The sequence below is a fragment of the Streptomyces sp. SS1-1 genome, assembly GCF_008973465.1.
Lineage (GTDB): Bacteria > Actinomycetota > Actinomycetes > Streptomycetales > Streptomycetaceae > Streptomyces.
On record NZ_WBXN01000004.1, the window covers coordinates 4779670 to 4795975 of the forward strand.

Genomic DNA, 16306 nt, shown 5'->3' on the forward strand with positions numbered 1-16306 from the left:
CCCTTCCAGCCGTACGTGGTTGGATGCGAAGGAAAGGGTGTCCGGGGGCAGCACTAGCCAGCCCACTCCACGGAACTGGCAGGCGGGAATCGTGAGGATCTTCGGCAAGGGACGGCACCGGCCCTCCGCCTCCTGGCGGCAGGCCACCGACCGGGCGTTCACTCTCATCGGCGACGGCCGGTACGAGGACGCCGGCGCGCTGCTGACGCGGGCCGCCGATCTGGAGCCCTGGCTGTCCGAGTCCTGGTTCAACCTCGCCCTGCTGCACAAGTTCCGGCACGACTGGGAGCAGGCCCGCGCCGCCGGGCTGCGGGCCGTCGCCCTGCTCGACCGGGAGACCGGCGCCCCCGACTGGTGGAACGTCGGCATCGCCGCCACCGCCCTGCAGGACTGGCCGCTGGCCCGGCGCGCCTGGCAGGCGTACGGCCTGCGGGTGCCCGGCGGGGCCACCGAGTCCGGTGAGCCGGCCGGGATGGACCTGGGCAGCGCGGCCGTACGGCTCTCCCCGGAGGGTGAGGCCGAGGTCGTGTGGGGGCGGCGGCTGGACCCCGCCCGGATCGAGGTGCTGTCGATCCCGCTGCCGTCGTCCGGGCGCCGCTGGGGCGAGGTCGTGCTGCACGACGGCGTGCCCCACGGGGAGCGCACCACGTCGTCCGGGCACTCCTTCCCGGTCTTCGACGAGATCGAGCTGTGGGCGCCCTCGCCGGTCCCGACCTGGGTGGTCCTGCTGGAGGCGGCCACCGAGGCCGACCGGGACGCCCTGGAGCAGCTCGCCGCCGACGCCGGGTTCGCCGCGGAGGACTGGTCGTCGTCCGTGCGGCTGCTGTGCCGGATGTGCTCCGAGTCGCGGATGCCGTCCGACGAGGGCGACGGGGAGCATCTGGACCCGCACGACCACAGTGAGCCCGGCCACCCCGGTCCGCTCGGGCACCGCACCGACGGGCAGCTGTGGGTGCCGGAGCGCGAGTGCGGGGTCGCCGCGCCGGCCGGGCTGGTCCGGGGGCTGCTGGACGGCTGGGTCGCGGACAGCCCGGACAGCCGTGACTGGCGTGATCTCGAAGAGGTCTGCTGAGCATTCGCCGTACCCTGTATCAGCATCACCGTCCGTCCGATCCCCGGTTTGTGCAGGAAAGGCTTACGTCTGTCATGGCCCAGCAGGACACCGAACAGCAGCACGCGGGCGTGCTCCCCGTCGACGACGAGGGCTTCGTCATCGACTCGGAGGACTGCGAGGAGCGTGAGCAGGCGTACCGCGAGCGCGGCACCTCCCGGCCCATCACGGTCGTCGGCAACCCGGTCCTGCACAAGGAGTGCAAGGACGTCACCGAGTTCGACGACGAGCTGCGGAAGCTGGTCGACGACATGTTCGCCTCGCAGCGGACCGCCGAGGGCGTCGGCCTGGCCGCCAACCAGATCGGCGTCGACCTGAAGGTCTTCGTCTACGACTGCCCGGACGACGACGGCGTGCGGCATGTCGGTGTCGTCTGCAACCCCAAGCTCGTGGAGCTGCCCGCGGACCGGCGCCGCCTGGACGACAGCAACGAGGGCTGCCTGTCCGTGCCGACCGCGTACGCGCCGCTCGCCCGTCCCGACTACGCCGAGGTGACCGGCCAGGACGAGAAGGGCAACCCGATCAAGGTGCGGGGCACGGGCTACTTCGCCCGCTGCCTCCAGCACGAGACGGACCATCTGTACGGCTACCTCTACATCGACCGCCTCTCCAAGCGGGAGCGCAAGGACGCGCTGCGGCAGATGGCCGAGAACGAGCCGCGCTACCCCGTCGTCGCCAACGACTGACGCCCCGCACGCCCCACCGGCACCTTCCGTACGGCGCCCCCCGTGACCTCCGTCCCGGGCGGGCGCCGTTCGCATGTCCGTCATCTGTTCGACCCTGTTCTCCCGGTGACAGCGGGACGGCGGTCCTGTAGGGGTAGTGAATGATGCAAATCCGTTCCCAGAACGGTCAGTTGTGGTGCTGAATGGAAGAGCGGGGATACACGACGGTGCACGCCCGGCGCAGTGGAGGGCGTGACCGACTGGCGGCCTGAGAGGGGTTTGTTCGTGCATGCTTTCTCACGCGGCACCACATCGACACCCATGGCGGTACCGGTTCCACCATCGCTCTCTCTTCCGGTGATCGAGGAAGCGTTTCCCAGGCAACTCCATCCCTATTGGCCCCGGCTCCAGGAGAAGACCCGCACCTGGCTCCTCGAAAAGCGGCTCATGCCGGCCGACAAGGTCGAAGAGCATGCCGACGGCCTGTGCTACACGGACCTCATGGCGGGGTACTACACCGAGGCCCCCGAGGACGTCCTGCAGGCGATAGCCGACTACAGCGCGTGGTTCTTCGTCTGGGACGACCGGCACGACCGGGACATCGTCCACCGCCGCCCTGCCGCCTGGGGGCGCCTGCGGACGCGGCTGCACGCCGCCCTCGACGCCCCCGAGAGCCACCTGCGGCACGCCGATCCGCTGGTCGCGGGCCTGGCCGACAGCCTGACGCGGCTCTACTCGTTCCTGTCCCCCACCTGGAACACCCGCTTCGCCCGCCACTTCCACGCGGTGATCGAGGCGTACGACCGGGAATTCACGAACCGCACCGAGGGCCGCATTCCCACCGTCGAGGAATACCTCGCCCTGCGCCGTCTCACCTTCGCCCACGAGATCTGGACCGATCTGCTGGAGCCGAGCGCCCAGCTGGAACTCCCGGACCCCGTGCGAAAACACCCCGCCTACGCGCGGGCCGCATTACTGAGCCAGGATTTCGCCGCCTGGTACAACGACCTCTGCTCGCTTCCGAAGGAAATCGCGGGCGACGAGGTCCACAATCTCGGCATCAGTCTCGTCACCCATGAACGGCTGACCCTGGAGGAGGCTGTCGCGGAAATGCGGCGACGCGTCGACACCTGTGTCTCCGAATTCCTCGTCGCCGAACGCGAGGCCCTGGAACTCGCCGACTCCCTCTGCGACGGCACCCGGCACGGAAAGGAACTCGGTGCCGCCGTGCGCACCTGCGTCGGCGCCATGCGCAACTGGTTCAGCTCCGTCTACTGGTTCCACCACGAGTCCGGCCGGTACAAGGTCGACAGCTGGGACGACCGGTCCACGCCCCCGTACGTCAGCAACGAAGCGGCAGGTGAGAAATGACCGTCGAGTCCACCCACCCCACGACCGGTTCCCGTCCCTCCTCCGAGCTGCGCGAGCCGCCCCTCGCCGGCGGCGGCGTCCCCGTGCTGCGCCACGCCTGGCGGATGGTCCGCGACCCGCTCGCCTTCATGTCCGGGCTGCGCGACCACGGCGACGTCGTCCGGATCAAGCTCGGCCCGAAGACGCTGTACGCCGTCACCACCCCCGGACTGACCGGCGCACTGGCGCTGAGCACCGACTTCGAGATCGCCGGGCCGCTGTGGGAGTCGCTGGAGGACCTGCTCGGCAAGGAGGGCGTGGCCACCGCGAACGGCCCGCGCCACCGCCGGCAGCGCCGCACCATGCAGCCCGCGTTCCGGCTCGACGCCATCCCCGGCTACGCGCCGGTCATGGAGGAGGAGGCCCACGCGCTCACCGGGCGCTGGGCGGCGGGCGAGATCATCGACTGCACCACCGAGGCGTTCCGGATCGCCGTGCGCGTCGCCGCCCGCTGCCTGCTGCGCGGGGCGTACATGGACGAGCGCGCCGAGCGGCTGTCCGCGGCGCTCGACACGCTCTTCCGGGGGATGTACCGGCGGATGGTGATCCCGCTCGGGCCGCTTTACAGGCTGCCCCTTCCGGCCAACCGCCGATTCAACGGAGCCCTGGCCGACTTCCATCTCATCGTCGACGAGATCGTCGCCGAACGCCGGGCCTCCGGTCAAAAGCCGAACGATTTGCTGACGGCATTGCTGGAGGCCACGGACGACAATGGCGACCCCATTGGGGAGCAGGAGATCCACGATCAGGTCGTGGCCATTCTCACCGCGGGCGCCGAAACCGTGGGGTCCACGATCATGTGGCTGCTCCATGTGCTCGCCGAGCACCCGGAACACGCCGACAAGGTGCGCGCGGAAGTTGAATCCGTGACCGACGGCCGTCCGGTGGCATTCGGCGACGTCCGAAGCCTCCGGCACACCAACAATGTCGTCGTGGAGGCAATGCGCCTGCGTCCCGCGATCTGGATTCTCACCCGGCGCGCGGTCACGGACACGGAACTCGGTGGCTATCGCATTCCGGCCGGGTCCGACATCGTCTACAGCCCGTACGCGGTGCAGCGCGATCCGCGGTCGTACGCCGATCACCTCCGGTTCGACCCGGACCGCTGGCTCCCGGAGCGGGCGAAGGAGGTGCCGAAGCATGCCATGGCCCCGTTCGGTGTCGGCAACCGCAAGTGCCCGAGCGACCACTTCTCGATGGCGCTGCTGACCCTCGTCACGGCGTCGCTGGCGACGTCGTACCGCTTCGAGCAGGCCCCCGGCTCCAAGGACGGCACCCGGGTCGGCATCACCCTCCACCCGCACGACCTCAGGCTGCGGACGATGCCCCGCGGCTAGCGGCCTCTGGGCCCTGGAACGTCCGCCGGTACGCCTGCGGGGTCGTCCCGAGGGCCCGGACGAACTGGTGGCGCAGCGCGGCCGCCGTGCCGAACCCCGTCCGGCCGGCGATCGCGTCCACCGTCTCGTCCGTCGCCTCCAGCAAGTGCTGGGCCAGCAGGACCCGTTGCCGCAGGATCCAGCGGTAGGGGGTGGTGCCGGTCTCCTGCTGGAAGCGGCGGGCGAAGGTCCGCGGGGACATCAGCGCCCGCTCGGCGAGCTGCTCCACGGTGAGGTCCTCGTCGAGGTGCCGTTCCATCCAGGCCAGCACCTCGCCGACCGTGTCGCACGAGGAGACGGGCAGCGGCCGCTCGATGTACTGGGCCTGGCCGCCGTCCCGGTGCGGCGGCACGACCATGCGCCGGGCGATCTTGTTGGCGATCTCCGTGCCCTGTTCCTGCCGCACCAGGTGCAGACAGGCGTCGATGCCGGCGGCGGTGCCGGCGCTGGTGATCACCGGGCCCTCGTCGACGTACAGGACGTCGGGCTCGACGGTCGTGCGGGGGTGCCGCCGGGCCAGCTCCTCGGCGTGCCGCCAGTGCACGCTGCACCGCCGCCCGTCGAGCAGCCCCGCCGCCCCCAGCAGGAAGACGCCGGAGCAGACGCTGAGCACCCGGGCGCCCCGGTCGACCGCTCTGACCAGGGCGTCCAGCAGCTCGGGCGGGAAGTCACGGGTGAGGTAGTCGTTCCCGGCCGGCACGGCGATCAGGTCCGCCTCCTCCAGCCGCTCCAGTCCGTACGGCGTGGACAGGGTCAGCCCGCCGGCGTGGGTGCCCAGCGTCGGCCCCTCGGCCGAGGCGACCGCGAAGTCGTACGTGGGCAGGCCCTCGTCGCTGCGGTCGATGCCGAACACCTCGCAGACCACGCCGAGTTCGAAGGGGTGTACGCCGTCGAGCAGGACGGCCGCCACGTTCTTCAGCATGCTGCCATTGTGCCTCGCGGATGGCAGTAAATCGAGGGTGCACGGCAGTCCTGCCACTGTTCGACAGGAGTGTCCGGCGCGACAGTGGTGTCATGACTACGGAACAGACACAGACACTGCTCGCCATGGCCGTCGTGCTCGGGATGTTCGTCCTCCTGGTCCTCCCCTCGGTGATCGGGATCGTGCACGACCGCCGTATCGACCGTCAGATCAGGGAGGCCCAGGAGCGCGACGCGGTCCGGACTCAGAAGTCCTCGTCCAGGTCGACGGTGCCCTCCACCGCCACCTGGTACGCCGAGGGGCGCCGCTCGAAGAAGTTGGTCAACTCCTGAACCCCCTGCAGCTCCATGAAGGAGAAGGGGTTCTCGGAGCCGTACACCGGGGCGAAGCCGAGGCGGGTCAGCCGCTGGTCGGCGACACACTCCAGGTACTGCCGCATCGAGTCGGTGTTCATGCCCGGGAGGCCGTCACCGCACAGGTCGCGCGCGAACTGCAGCTCGGCCTCGACGGCCTCCCTCAGCATGTCGGTGACCTCCTGGCCGAGCCGGTCGTCGAACAGCTCCGGCTCCTCCTTGCGGACCGTGTCGACCACGTCGAACGCGAACGACATGTGCATGGTCTCGTCGCGGAACACCCAGTTGGTGCCGGTCGCCAGGCCGTGCAGCAGGCCCCGGCTGCGGAACCAGTAGACGTAGGCGAAGGCGCCGTAGAAGAACAGGCCCTCGATGCAGGCCGCGAAGCAGATCAGGTTGAGCAGGAAGCGCCGGCGGTCGGCCTGTGACTCCAGGCGGTCCAGCTTCTCGACCGAGTCCATCCAGCGGAAGCAGAACTCGGCCTTCTCACGGATCGACGGGATGTTCTCCACCGCCGCGAACGCCGCCGCCCGGTCCTCCGGATCGGGGAGGTAGGTGTCGAGCAGCGTCAGATAGAACTGGACGTGCACGGCCTCCTCGAACAGCTGGCGCGAGAGGTACAGCCGCGCCTCGGGGGAGTTGATGTGCTTGTACAGCGTCAGCACCAGGTTGTTCGCGACGATCGAGTCACCGGTCGCGAAGAACGCCACCAGCCGTCCGATCAGGTGCTGTTCGGCCGGGGTCAGCTTCGCGAGGTCGGCCACGTCCGAGTGGAGGTCGACCTCCTCCACGGTCCAGGTGTTCTTGATGGCGTCCCGGTAGCGCTCGTAGAAGTCCGGGTAGCGCATGGGGCGCAGGGTCAGCTCGAAGCCGGGGTCGAGAAGGTTCTGGGTACGGGACATCACTGGCAGGCCTCGCAGGACTCGGGGTTCTCAAGGGAGCAGGCGACCGCGTCGGGGTCGGTGACCTGCTGGACGGGGACGGTGGCGCGGGCGGCACGGGCGATCCGGGTCGCCGGGCGCGAGCGCAGGTAGTACGTCGTCTTCAGCCCCTGCTTCCAGGCGTACGCGTACATCGAGGAGAGCTTGCCGATGGTCGGCGTCTCCAGGAACAGGTTCAGGGACTGCGACTGGTCGAGGAACGGGGTGCGGGCCGCCGCCATGTCGATCAGGCCGCGCTGCGGGATCTCCCAGGCCGTGCGGTACAGCGCCCGTACGTCCGCCGGGATCCAGGCGAAGTCCTGCACCGAGCCGTTGGCCTCGCGCAGTGCCTCGCGGGTGCGGGCGTCCCACACGCCGAGCCGCTTCAGCTCCTCCACCAGGTAGGAGTTGACCTGGAGGAACTCGCCGGACAGCGTCTCGCGCTTGAACAGGTTGGAGACCTGCGGCTCGATGCACTCGTAGACACCGGCGATGGACGCGATCGTGGCGGTGGGCGCGATCGCCAGCAGCAGCGAGTTGCGCAGCCCGGTCGTGGCGATCCGCTCGCGCAGCGCGGCCCAGCGCTCGGGCCAGGCCGGCTCGACGTCGTAGTGGTCGGGGTGCAGCACACCCCGCGCGGTCCGCGTCCTCTCCCAGGCCGGCACCGGGCCCTCGCGCTCGGCGAGGCCGGCGGACGCCTCGTACGCGGCGAGCATGATCCGCTCGGCGATCCGGGTGGACAGCGCCTTGGCCTCGGCGGAGTCGAAGGGCAGCCGCAGCTGGAAGAAGACGTCCTGCAGGCCCATCGCGCCCAGGCCCACCGGACGCCACCGGGCGTTGGAACGGCCGGCCTGCTCGGTCGGGTAGAAGTTGATGTCCACGACCCGGTCGAGGAACGTGACGGCCGTGCGGACCGTCTCGTCCAGGCGCTCCCAGTCGATGTCGCCGTCCCGCACGAACGCGCCCAGGTTGACCGAGCCCAGGTTGCAGACCGCCGTCTCCCCGTCGTCCGTGACCTCCAGGATCTCGGTGCACAGGTTGGAGGAGTGCACGACGTGGCCGGGCAGGGCGGTCTGGTTGGCGGTGCGGTTGGCGGCGTCCTTGAAGGTCATCCAGCCGTTGCCGGTCTGCGCGAGGGTGCGCATCATGCGGCCGTACAGCTCCCGGGCCGGGAGGGTCTTGCGGGCCAGCCCCTCGCGCTCCGCCGCGCGGTAGGCGGCGTCGAACTCCTCGCCCCACAGGTCGACCAGTTCGGGCACGTCGGCGGGGGAGAACAGGCTCCACGTCCCGTCGGCCTCGACCCGGCGCATGAACTCGTCCGGCACCCAGTGCGCGAGGTTCAGATTGTGCGTACGGCGGGCGTCCTCACCGGTGTTGTCCCGCAGCTCCAGGAACTCCTCGATGTCGGAGTGCCAGGTCTCCAGGTAGACCGCGGCGGCGCCCTTGCGCCGGCCGCCCTGGTTCACGGCCGCCACGGAGGCGTCCAGTGTCTTCAGGAACGGCACGATGCCGTTGGAGTGCCCGTTGGTGCCCCGGATCAGCGAACCCCGGGCGCGGACGCGGGAGTACGACAGACCGATGCCGCCCGCGTGCTTGGAGAGGCGCGCGACCTGGTGGTACCGGTCGTAGATCGAGTCCAGTTCGTCCTTGGGGGAGTCCAGGAGGTAGCAGGACGACATCTGGGGGTGCCGGGTGCCGGAGTTGAAGAGCGTGGGGGAGGACGGCAGGTACTCCAGGCGGCTCATCAGCCGGTAGAGCGCGGCGACCTCGTCCACCGCCCCCGCGCTGTCGTCCGCGGCGAGACCGGCGGCGACCCGCAGCAGGAAGTGCTGGGGCGTCTCGATGACCTTGCGGGTGTGCGGGTGCCGCAGCAGATAGCGGCTGTGCAGGGTGCGCAGCCCGAAGTAGCCGAACCGGTCGTCGGCGGCGGGGTCGACGAGCGCGTCGAGCCGGGCGGCGTGCGTGCGGGCGAACGCGGCGGTCCGGTCGGCGATCAGGCCCTCGCGGTGGCCGGTCGCGACGGACCCGGTGAAGGTCGTGACGCCCTGCGAGGCCGCCTCGGCGGCGATGGAGAGGGTGAGCAGCCGCGCGGCCAGCCTGCTGTACGCGGGGTCCTCGGAGATGAGCCCGGCCGCCGCCTCGGTGGCGAGCTCGCGCAACTCCGTCTCGTCGGCCCGGGCGGACCGGCCGCGCAGCGCGGCGGCGGCGACCCGGCCGGGGTCGGCGTCGGGGAGGTCGGCGGTCAGCTCGGTCAGGGTCCGCAGCAGCGCGGCACCGGGACCGTCGTTCTCCGGTTGGGCCGCCGCTGAGGCCGGTTCGGCTGGCGCGATCGTCACGTGAGGCTCTCCCTCGCTCGGCACAGGGCCTTGCGGAGGGCAGGGGGCAGCTCACGAGCGCACGGGGCGTCGCGTCCACCGGCCCATTCCACGAGGCCCGGACGTCGGAGCGCACCGGCCGGGTGGCCGGGACGCACTGTCGGCAGGTCCTCGGACTGACGAAGCGCATGAGACATGCACAAGTACACCGTTGCGGGACAGTTCCGGATTCGCACCGGATTCCCCTGCGGCGACAGCGAGCATGAGCATACATCTTGTGCTCGCCTGCCGCGCCACCCCTAGATGTTGTGGCGTACTGGTGTCAGAGCGTCAACTCGTAGGTCACGAGCGTGAGGTCGAGGAGCTCCGGCAGCGGGTTCCAGTCCCGCTCCCGCGTACGGACGAAGCCCAGCCGCTCGTAGAGGCGGTGGGCGCTGTGCATGGTGGGCTGGGAGGAGAGGACCACGCGCACACAGCCCGCCGTGGCGCGGGCGCGGTCGACGCAGGCGCGCACGAGCGCCTCGCCGGCGCCCCGGCCCCGGGCCGCGCGGTCGACGGCGAGCATACGGATCTCCGCCTCGCCGGGGCCCGCCAGATCGGCCATCGGGCCGCCCTCGGGGACGAAGGTCACACCGCCGAGGAGGCGGCCGTGCTCGACGGCCACGAGCACCTGCGCGGCCGCCGCGCGCTTGGCCACGTCCTTCAGCTCGCCGAGGTAGGCGTCGTCCTCGCCGAAGTCGAGGAAGCCGTCCTGGAGGTAGGCCTGTGCGGTGATCTCGCCCAGAGGGCCGTACTCGCCGGGGTCCGCCGGCCGGATCACGATGTCCATACCGCCGAGTGTGCCGTACGCACGCAGCGGCGGGCCGCCGGATCTCTCCGACGGCCCGCCGCTCACGGGTGGTTCAGTGGGACGAGCCCGCCGTGGCCGGCGGCAGTTCCACCTGGACGCCGGGGTCGCCCGCGTCCGCCGTGTAGTCCTCCGGCTTCGTCTCGTCGACGCCGTCCGGGGCCTTCGCGGCCTTCAGGACGAACGTCAGGACGACGGTGACCAGCACGTTGAGCACGAACGCCGTCAGACCGATGTAGCCGATCTCACCGATGCCCGGGATCTCCTTGGAGGAGCCGCCGAAGTGCTTCTGCGCCGGGGTCGCCACCCCGTACGCGGCGAGCGTGCCGTAGACCATGCCGACCGCCCAGCCGGCCAGCAGGGCCCAGCGGTGGAACCAGCGGGTGAACAGGCCGCCGACCAGGGCCGGGAAGGTCTGCAGGATCCAGATTCCGCCCAGCAGCTGGAAGTTGATGGCGACCGTCTTGTCCATGGTGAGGACGAAGACCAGCGCGCCCACCTTCACCAGCAGCGACACCAGCTTGGAGACCTTGGTCTCCTGGGCGGGCGTGGCGTCCGGCTTGATGAAGTCCTTGTAGATGTTGCGGGTGAACAGGTTCGCCGCCGCGATGGACATGATCGCCGCCGGCACCAGCGCGCCGATGCCGATGGCCGCGAAGGCCACGCCCGCGAACCAGGCCGGGAACATGTCCTCGAACAGCTGCGGGATCGCCAGCTGCCCGTTCTGCACCTTGATCCCGGCCGCGATCGCCATGAAGCCCAGCAGGGCCAGCAGGCCCAGCATCAGGGAGTACAGCGGCAGGATCGTGGTGTTGCGCCGGATCACCTCACGGCTGCGCGAGGACAGCGTCGCGGTGATCGAGTGCGGGTACATGAACAGCGCGAGCGCGGAGCCCAGCGCCAGCGTGGCGTACGTCCACTGGGTCGCGTCGCCCGGGGTGAGCGCCCCGCGCGGGGCACCCGTCTTCGGGTTCGGCTCCGCGAAGGCGTCGCCCGCCTTGGCGAAGATCTCGTCGAAGCCGCCGAGCTTGATCGGGATGTAGATGATCGCCACCGCGATGACGATGTAGATCAGCGTGTCCTTCACGAAGGCGATCAGCGCGGGGGCGCGCAGTCCCGACGAGTAGGTGTACGCCGCCAGCACGCCGAAGGCGATGAGCAGCGGCAGGTCCTTGACGAACCAGTTGGTGCTCTCGCCGCCGCCGACGCCCATCACGTCCAGGACGGCCTGGATGCCGACCAGCTGGAGCGCGATGTAGGGCATCGTCGCCAGGATGCCGGTGACCGCCACGGCCAGCGACAGGCTCTTGGAGCCGAACCGTCCGCGCACGAAGTCCGAGGTCGTCACATAGCCGTGCTTGTGCGACACCGACCACAGCCGCGGCAGGAACGTGAAGATCAGCGGGTAGACCAGGATGGTGTACGGCACCGCGAAGAAGCCCGCCGCGCCGGCCGCGTAGATCGCCGCCGGGACCGCCACGAAGGTGTACGCGGTGTACAGGTCGCCGCCGAGCAGGAACCAGGTCACCCAGGTGCCGAACGACCGGCCGCCCAGGCCCCATTCGTCGAGGCTGTGCTCGTTGTCGGCCTTGCGCCAGCGCGCGGCCAGGAACCCCATGACCGTGACGGCCAGGAAGAAGAAGATGAAGACGCCGAGCGCGACGCCGTTCACGCCGTCGTTCATTCCGCCGCACCGCCCTTCCGCGGGGCGCGGGCGCGCTGGTCACGCTGCCACAGCTTGTACGCCGTCATGGTCAGCAGCGTCGAGAGCAGCACCCACAGCATCTGGTACCAGTAGAAGAAGGGGATGCCGATGAACTCCGGGTCGGTCTTGGCGTACGAACCCACCCACAGCATCGCCACGAAGGGCGCGGCCAGGCAGAGGCCGATGACCACCCGGGTCGGCGTCACCACGCCTCTGTTCACTTCTGGGGCATCTGACATCTGACGGCTCCGTCCCCTTGTTGATCGCCTGTGAAATGCCCGGGCAATCTAGGTGACGGCGCGACCGCAGCGGAAGGCCTCGGTCACGGTTCGGATGTGGAGGAATCGTGTACGCGCCACAGGGCGGCTGAGCAGCGGCGTTGACGCCTCAGTCCTGCGGCCGCTTCAGTCGCGCGACGAACTTGTACCGGTCGCCGCGGTAGACCGAGCGCACCCACTCCACCGGCTGTCCGGTGCGGTCCAGGGAGTGCCGGGACAGCATGAGCATCGGCAGGCCCACGTCGGTGCCGAGCAGGCCGGCCTCGCGGGGGGTGGCCAGGGAGGTCTCGATGGTCTCCTCGGCCTCGGCGAGGTGCACGTCGTAGACCTCGGCGAGGGCGGTGTACAGCGAGGTGTACTTGACCAGCGACCGGCGCAGGGCGGGGAAGCGCTTGGCCGACAGATGCGTGGTCTCGATGGCCATCGGCTCGCCGTTCGCCATGCGCAGCCGCTCGATGCGCAGCACCCGGCCGCCGGCCGTGATGTCGAGCAGGCCGGCCAGGCGGTCGTCGGCGGTGATGTACCCGATGTCCAGCAACTGGGAGGTCGGCTCCAGGCCCTGGGCGCGCATGTCCTCGGTGTACGAGGTGAGTTGCAGCGCCTGCGACACCTTCGGCTTGGCGACGAACGTGCCCTTGCCCTGGATGCGCTCCAGCCGGCCCTCGACGACGAGTTCCTGCAGGGCCTGGCGCACGGTCGTGCGCGAGGTGTCGAACTCGGCGGCGAGCGTGCGCTCGGGCGGCACCGGGGTGCCGGGCGCCTGGGTCTCCGTCATGTCGAGGAGGTGCTTCTTCAGGCGGTAGTACTTGGGCACGCGGGCGGTACGGACGGGGACGCCGCTCTCGTTCTCCGCACTGCTGACGTCGGTGCTCATGCTCCGCCTTCCCGGCTCCGGCTGCGGCTCACATCGTGGCACGCGCGCGTGGGGCCTGTCCCCGTACGCTCCGTGATCTGTTCTGTATACCGTCGCCGCGCCGTTTGGTCTAGTCCACAGAATGCAGTGGTATAGCGACTGATGGCGGCTGTGAATCGCCTTTTCGAGGGTTTCTTACTTAAAGGTTCCTGCATATGTAGGTCGCATAACGGCTGGTCGGAGCGTATTCCACCACCCTTGACACCCCTTCTGGTCTGGTCCAAGCTCCGGGTACTGGTCTACACCATTGGTCCAGGTCCCGGCCCATCGCTAGTGCGGGGAGGCAGGGGGGTTTGTGGCATCCCTGAGGAGGGTGGCGTGAAGCGCAGGCTGATATCCGCGATCGGTGTCGCGGGCATGATGATCTCCCTGGCGGCGTGCGGGGGCGACAACGGCGACGGCGACGGAAAGGCCGGGGCGGACGGCTACGCGGGCCAGACGCTGACGGTGTGGGTGATGGACGGTTCCTCGCCCGACCAGTGGCAGAAGGACGTCGCCGCGGCGTTCGAGAAGAAGACCAAGGCCAAGGTCAAGTTCGAGATCCAGCAGTGGAACGGCATCCAGCAGAAGCTGACCACCGCGCTCTCCGAGGACAACCCGCCGGACGTCTTCGAGATCGGCAACACCCAGACCCCGGCGTACGCCAAGACCGGCGGCCTCGCCGACCTGGCGGACCTCAAGAACGAGATCGGCGGCGAGTGGACGGCGTCCCTCAACGAGTCCTCGATCTTCGAGGGCAAGCAGTACGCGGCGCCCTGGTACTTCGCCAACCGCGTCGTGCTCTACAACAAGAAGATCTGGGCCGACGCCGGCATCAAGGACACGCCCAAGACCCGCGACGAGTTCTACGCCGACCTCAAGCAGATCGGCGAGAAGACCGACGCCGAGCCGATCTACCTGCCCGGCCAGAACTGGTACCACTTCGTCGGCCTCACCATCGGTGAGGGCGTCCAGCTCGTGAAGGAGCAGGACGGCAAGTACGTCTCCAACCTCGCCGACCCCAAGGTCGCCGCCGCGATGGAGACCTACAAGAAGTTCCAGGCCCTGTCCAAGGCCCCCAAGGACAAGGACGAGGCCACCCCGCAGCAGGGCGAGGTCTTCGGCAAGGGCAACGTCGGCGCCTTCATCGGCATGGGCTGGGAGGCCGGCATCGCCACCAAGGCGAACCCGAAGATCGAGAAGGAGATCGGCTACTTCACCATCCCCGGTGCCACGGCCGACAAGCCCGAGGGCGTCTTCCTCGGCGGCTCCAACCTCGCGGTCGCCGCGGGCAGCAAGAAGCAGGAGCTGGCCAAGGAGTTCCTGAAGATCGCCCTGTCCGACACCTACGAGGGCGAGCTCGCCAAGCTCAACGGCGTCATCCCCAACAAGGAGTCGCTGCAGAGCAACCTCAAGGGCAACGTGGTCGCCGAGGCCGCCGCGCCGGCCGCCGCGGGCGGTGGCACCACGCCGCTGATCCCCGAGTGGGCCGCCGTGGAGAACGCGCCGAACCCGGTGAAGACGTACATGACCGCCGTGCTGAACGGCAAGTCCCCGGCCGCCGCCGCCAAGCAGGTCGAGGACGAGTTCAACAAGCGCCTCGCGCAGCAGCAGTAAGGGCACCGGGTGCGGGGGCCGGCCTTCGGGCCGCCCCCGCACCCTCGTTCCGGTAGGTCGAGAAGAGAGATCGCGAGCATGACCGTGCAGACCGAACGGCCGCCCTCCGGTCCGGTGGACGTGGCGAAGACGACGCCGGGCCCCGGCGGGCGCAGACCCGCGACGGGGAAGCGCGCGGGCGCGTTCGTCCCGTACCTCCTGCTGCTGCCGGCCTGCGCGGCCACCGTGCTGCTGCTCGGCTGGCCGCTGCTGAAGGACGTGCTGCTGTCGTTCCAGAACCTCAACATGGCGCAGCTGATCCAGCACGTCACCGAGTGGAACGGCGTCGAGAACTACCAGCAGGTCCTCACCGGCGAGGACTTCTGGCGCGTCACCCTGCGCTCGATCCTGTTCACGGCGGTCAACGTCGTCCTGATCATGGTCGCGGGCACGCTGATCGGCCTGCTGCTCGCCCGCCTCGGCAAGCGGATGCGGCTCACGCTCATGATGGGGCTCGTACTGGCCTGGGCGATGCCCGTGGTCGCCGCGAGCACCGTCTACCAGTGGCTGTTCGCCCAGCGCTTCGGCGTCGTCAACTGGGTGCTCGACAAGCTCGGCTGGCACTCGATGGCCGACTACAGCTGGACCAGCAGCCAGATGTCCACGTTCTTCGTGGTCACGCTGCTGATCGTGTGGATGTCGATCCCGTTCGTCGCGATCAACCTCTACGCGGCCACGACCACCATCCCCAGCGAGCTGTACGAGGCCGCGTCCCTGGACGGCGCGGGCGTGTGGAAGAGCTTCACCACGGTGACCATGCCGTTCCTGCGGCCCTTCCTCTACGCCACGACCTTCCTCGAGGTCATCTGGGTCTTCAAGGCGTTCGTGCAGGTCTTCACCATCAACGGCGGCGGCCCCGACCGGCTCACCGAGATCCTGCCCGTCTACGCCTACATCGAGGGCGTCGGCAACCAGCACTACGGCATGGGCGCCGCGATCGCCGTCCTGACCATCCTGATCCTGCTCGGCCTGACCGCGTACTACCTCAGGATCGTGCTCAAGCAAGAGGAGGACGAGCTGTGAAGCGCTCACTCTTCGGCCGCCTGTGGCCCAACGTCACGGCCGTCATCCTGTTCATCGGCTTCGTCTTCCCCGTGTACTGGATGTTCGCCACGGCGTTCAAGCCGACCGGCGACATCATCTCCGAGGACCCGGTCTGGTTCCCGACCGACGTCACCTTCGAGCACTTCAAGCGGGCCACGGGCGTCGACCACTTCTGGACCTACGTCGGCAACTCGCTGATCGTCACCGTCTGCGCGGTCGCCTTCGCCCTCGTCGTCGCGCTGGCCGGCGCGTTCGCCCTCGCCCGGATGCGGTTCAAGGGGCGGCGCGGGTTCGTCATCGGCTTCATGCTGGCCCAGATGGCACCCTGGGAGGTCATGATCATCGCGATGTACATGATCGTCCGCGACGCGTCGATGCTGAACAGCCTGCTGCCGCTGACGGTCTTCTACATGATGATGATCCTGCCCTTCACCATCCTGACGCTGCGCGGCTTCGTCGCCGCGGTGCCCCGGGAACTGGAGGAGGCGGCGATGGTCGACGGCTGCACCCGCTCCCAGGCATTCCTCAAGGTCATCCTGCCGCTGCTCGCGCCGGGACTGATGTCCACGTCCCTGTTCGGCTTCATCACCGCGTGGAACGAGTTCCCGCTGGTCCTGGTGCTGAACAAGGAGGCGGAGTCGCAGACCCTGCCCCTGTGGCTGTCCAGCTTCCAGACCGCGTTCGGCAACGACTGGGGCGCGACCATGGCGGCGTCCTCCCTCTTCGCCATCCCGATCCTGATCCTCTTCGTCTTCCTGCAGCGCAGGGCAGTCAGCGGCCTGACGGCCGGCGCCGTGAAGGGATAACGCCAC

Annotated in this window: 15 protein-coding genes and 1 riboswitch; of the genes, 8 read left to right on the top strand and 7 right to left on the bottom strand. The window is 69.4% G+C overall.

Features of this window, described 5'->3' with window-relative positions; all coding sequences use genetic code 11:
• Positions 1 to 91 precede the first annotated feature (91 nt).
• The 4 genes from F8R89_RS23430 to F8R89_RS23445 all read left to right on the top strand — a co-directional run bounded on the left by F8R89_RS23430 (position 92) and on the right by F8R89_RS23445 (position 4523).
• Positions 92 to 1072: a tetratricopeptide repeat protein gene (locus tag F8R89_RS23430; RefSeq protein WP_151785788.1), complete on the top strand. Its 981-nt coding sequence runs from the start codon at positions 92 to 94 to the stop codon at positions 1070 to 1072.
• A gap of 74 nt (positions 1073 to 1146) precedes the next feature.
• The gene (def, locus tag F8R89_RS23435) at positions 1147 to 1797 is read left to right on the top strand and encodes a peptide deformylase (RefSeq protein ID WP_151785789.1); all 651 of its coding nucleotides are present in this window, start codon (positions 1147 to 1149) and stop codon (positions 1795 to 1797) included.
• A 264-nt stretch (positions 1798 to 2061) separates the two neighbouring features.
• On the top strand, positions 2062 to 3147 hold the full coding sequence (cyc1, locus tag F8R89_RS23440; protein WP_151785790.1) for an epi-isozizaene synthase: 1086 nt from the start codon (positions 2062 to 2064) through the stop codon (positions 3145 to 3147).
• Positions 3144 to 4523, top strand: a complete 1380-nt coding sequence (locus tag F8R89_RS23445) for a cytochrome P450 (RefSeq protein WP_151785791.1) — start codon at positions 3144 to 3146, stop codon at positions 4521 to 4523. The genes cyc1 and F8R89_RS23445 overlap by 4 nt, the downstream gene beginning before the upstream one ends.
• On the opposite strand, the gene F8R89_RS23450 is transcribed toward F8R89_RS23445, so the two are convergent.
• On the bottom strand, positions 4495 to 5484 hold the full coding sequence (locus F8R89_RS23450) for a GlxA family transcriptional regulator (protein WP_151785792.1): 990 nt from the start codon (positions 5482 to 5484) through the stop codon (positions 4495 to 4497). The genes F8R89_RS23445 and F8R89_RS23450 overlap by 29 nt on opposite strands.
• A 92-nt stretch (positions 5485 to 5576) precedes the next feature.
• Between F8R89_RS23450 and F8R89_RS23455 the strand changes: the two genes are divergently transcribed.
• A complete protein-coding gene (locus tag F8R89_RS23455) occupies positions 5577 to 5816 on the top strand; it encodes a hypothetical protein (protein WP_062668204.1) in 240 nt (79 codons plus the stop codon).
• Here the strand turns inward: F8R89_RS23455 and F8R89_RS23460 are convergent.
• The 6 genes from F8R89_RS23460 to F8R89_RS23485 all read right to left on the bottom strand — a co-directional run bounded on the left by F8R89_RS23460 (position 5729) and on the right by F8R89_RS23485 (position 12776).
• Positions 5729 to 6739, bottom strand: a complete 1011-nt coding sequence (locus F8R89_RS23460; RefSeq protein ID WP_151785793.1) for a ribonucleotide-diphosphate reductase subunit beta — start codon at positions 6737 to 6739, stop codon at positions 5729 to 5731. The genes F8R89_RS23455 and F8R89_RS23460 overlap by 88 nt on opposite strands.
• The gene (locus F8R89_RS23465; RefSeq protein ID WP_151785794.1) at positions 6739 to 9093 is read right to left on the bottom strand and encodes a ribonucleoside-diphosphate reductase subunit alpha; all 2355 of its coding nucleotides are present in this window, start codon (positions 9091 to 9093) and stop codon (positions 6739 to 6741) included. Before F8R89_RS23465 ends, F8R89_RS23460 begins: the two co-directional genes overlap by 1 nt.
• Positions 9094 to 9216: 123 nt before the next feature.
• Positions 9217 to 9349, bottom strand: a riboswitch (cobalamin riboswitch).
• 45 nt (positions 9350 to 9394) lie between these two features.
• Positions 9395 to 9901, bottom strand: coding sequence for a GNAT family N-acetyltransferase (locus F8R89_RS23470; protein ID WP_151785795.1), 507 nt, complete (start codon positions 9899 to 9901; stop codon positions 9395 to 9397).
• A 73-nt stretch (positions 9902 to 9974) separates the two neighbouring features.
• Positions 9975 to 11603 (bottom strand): monocarboxylate uptake permease MctP, encoded by a 1629-nt coding sequence (gene mctP / locus F8R89_RS23475; protein WP_151785796.1) that lies wholly within the window; start codon positions 11601 to 11603, stop codon positions 9975 to 9977.
• Positions 11600 to 11863 (bottom strand): DUF3311 domain-containing protein, encoded by a 264-nt coding sequence (locus F8R89_RS23480; RefSeq protein ID WP_079034149.1) that lies wholly within the window; start codon positions 11861 to 11863, stop codon positions 11600 to 11602. Before F8R89_RS23480 ends, mctP begins: the two co-directional genes overlap by 4 nt.
• Before the next feature lie 148 nt (positions 11864 to 12011).
• On the bottom strand, positions 12012 to 12776 hold the full coding sequence (locus F8R89_RS23485) for a GntR family transcriptional regulator (protein WP_151785797.1): 765 nt from the start codon (positions 12774 to 12776) through the stop codon (positions 12012 to 12014).
• A gap of 357 nt (positions 12777 to 13133) precedes the next feature.
• Here F8R89_RS23485 and F8R89_RS23490 point away from each other — a divergent pair, with 357 nt between their 5' ends.
• The 3 genes from F8R89_RS23490 to F8R89_RS23500 all read left to right on the top strand — a co-directional run bounded on the left by F8R89_RS23490 (position 13134) and on the right by F8R89_RS23500 (position 16300).
• Positions 13134 to 14411, top strand: coding sequence for an extracellular solute-binding protein (locus F8R89_RS23490; RefSeq protein ID WP_151785798.1), 1278 nt, complete (start codon positions 13134 to 13136; stop codon positions 14409 to 14411).
• Positions 14412 to 14489: 78 nt separating this feature from the next.
• Positions 14490 to 15473 carry a carbohydrate ABC transporter permease gene (locus tag F8R89_RS23495; RefSeq protein WP_151785799.1) on the top strand — a complete coding sequence of 328 codons (984 nt, stop codon included), beginning with the start codon at positions 14490 to 14492 and terminating at the stop codon, positions 15471 to 15473.
• A complete protein-coding gene (locus F8R89_RS23500; RefSeq protein WP_151785800.1) occupies positions 15470 to 16300 on the top strand; it encodes a carbohydrate ABC transporter permease in 831 nt (276 codons plus the stop codon). The genes F8R89_RS23495 and F8R89_RS23500 overlap by 4 nt, the downstream gene beginning before the upstream one ends.
• The last annotated feature ends 6 nt before the right edge of the window (positions 16301 to 16306 follow it).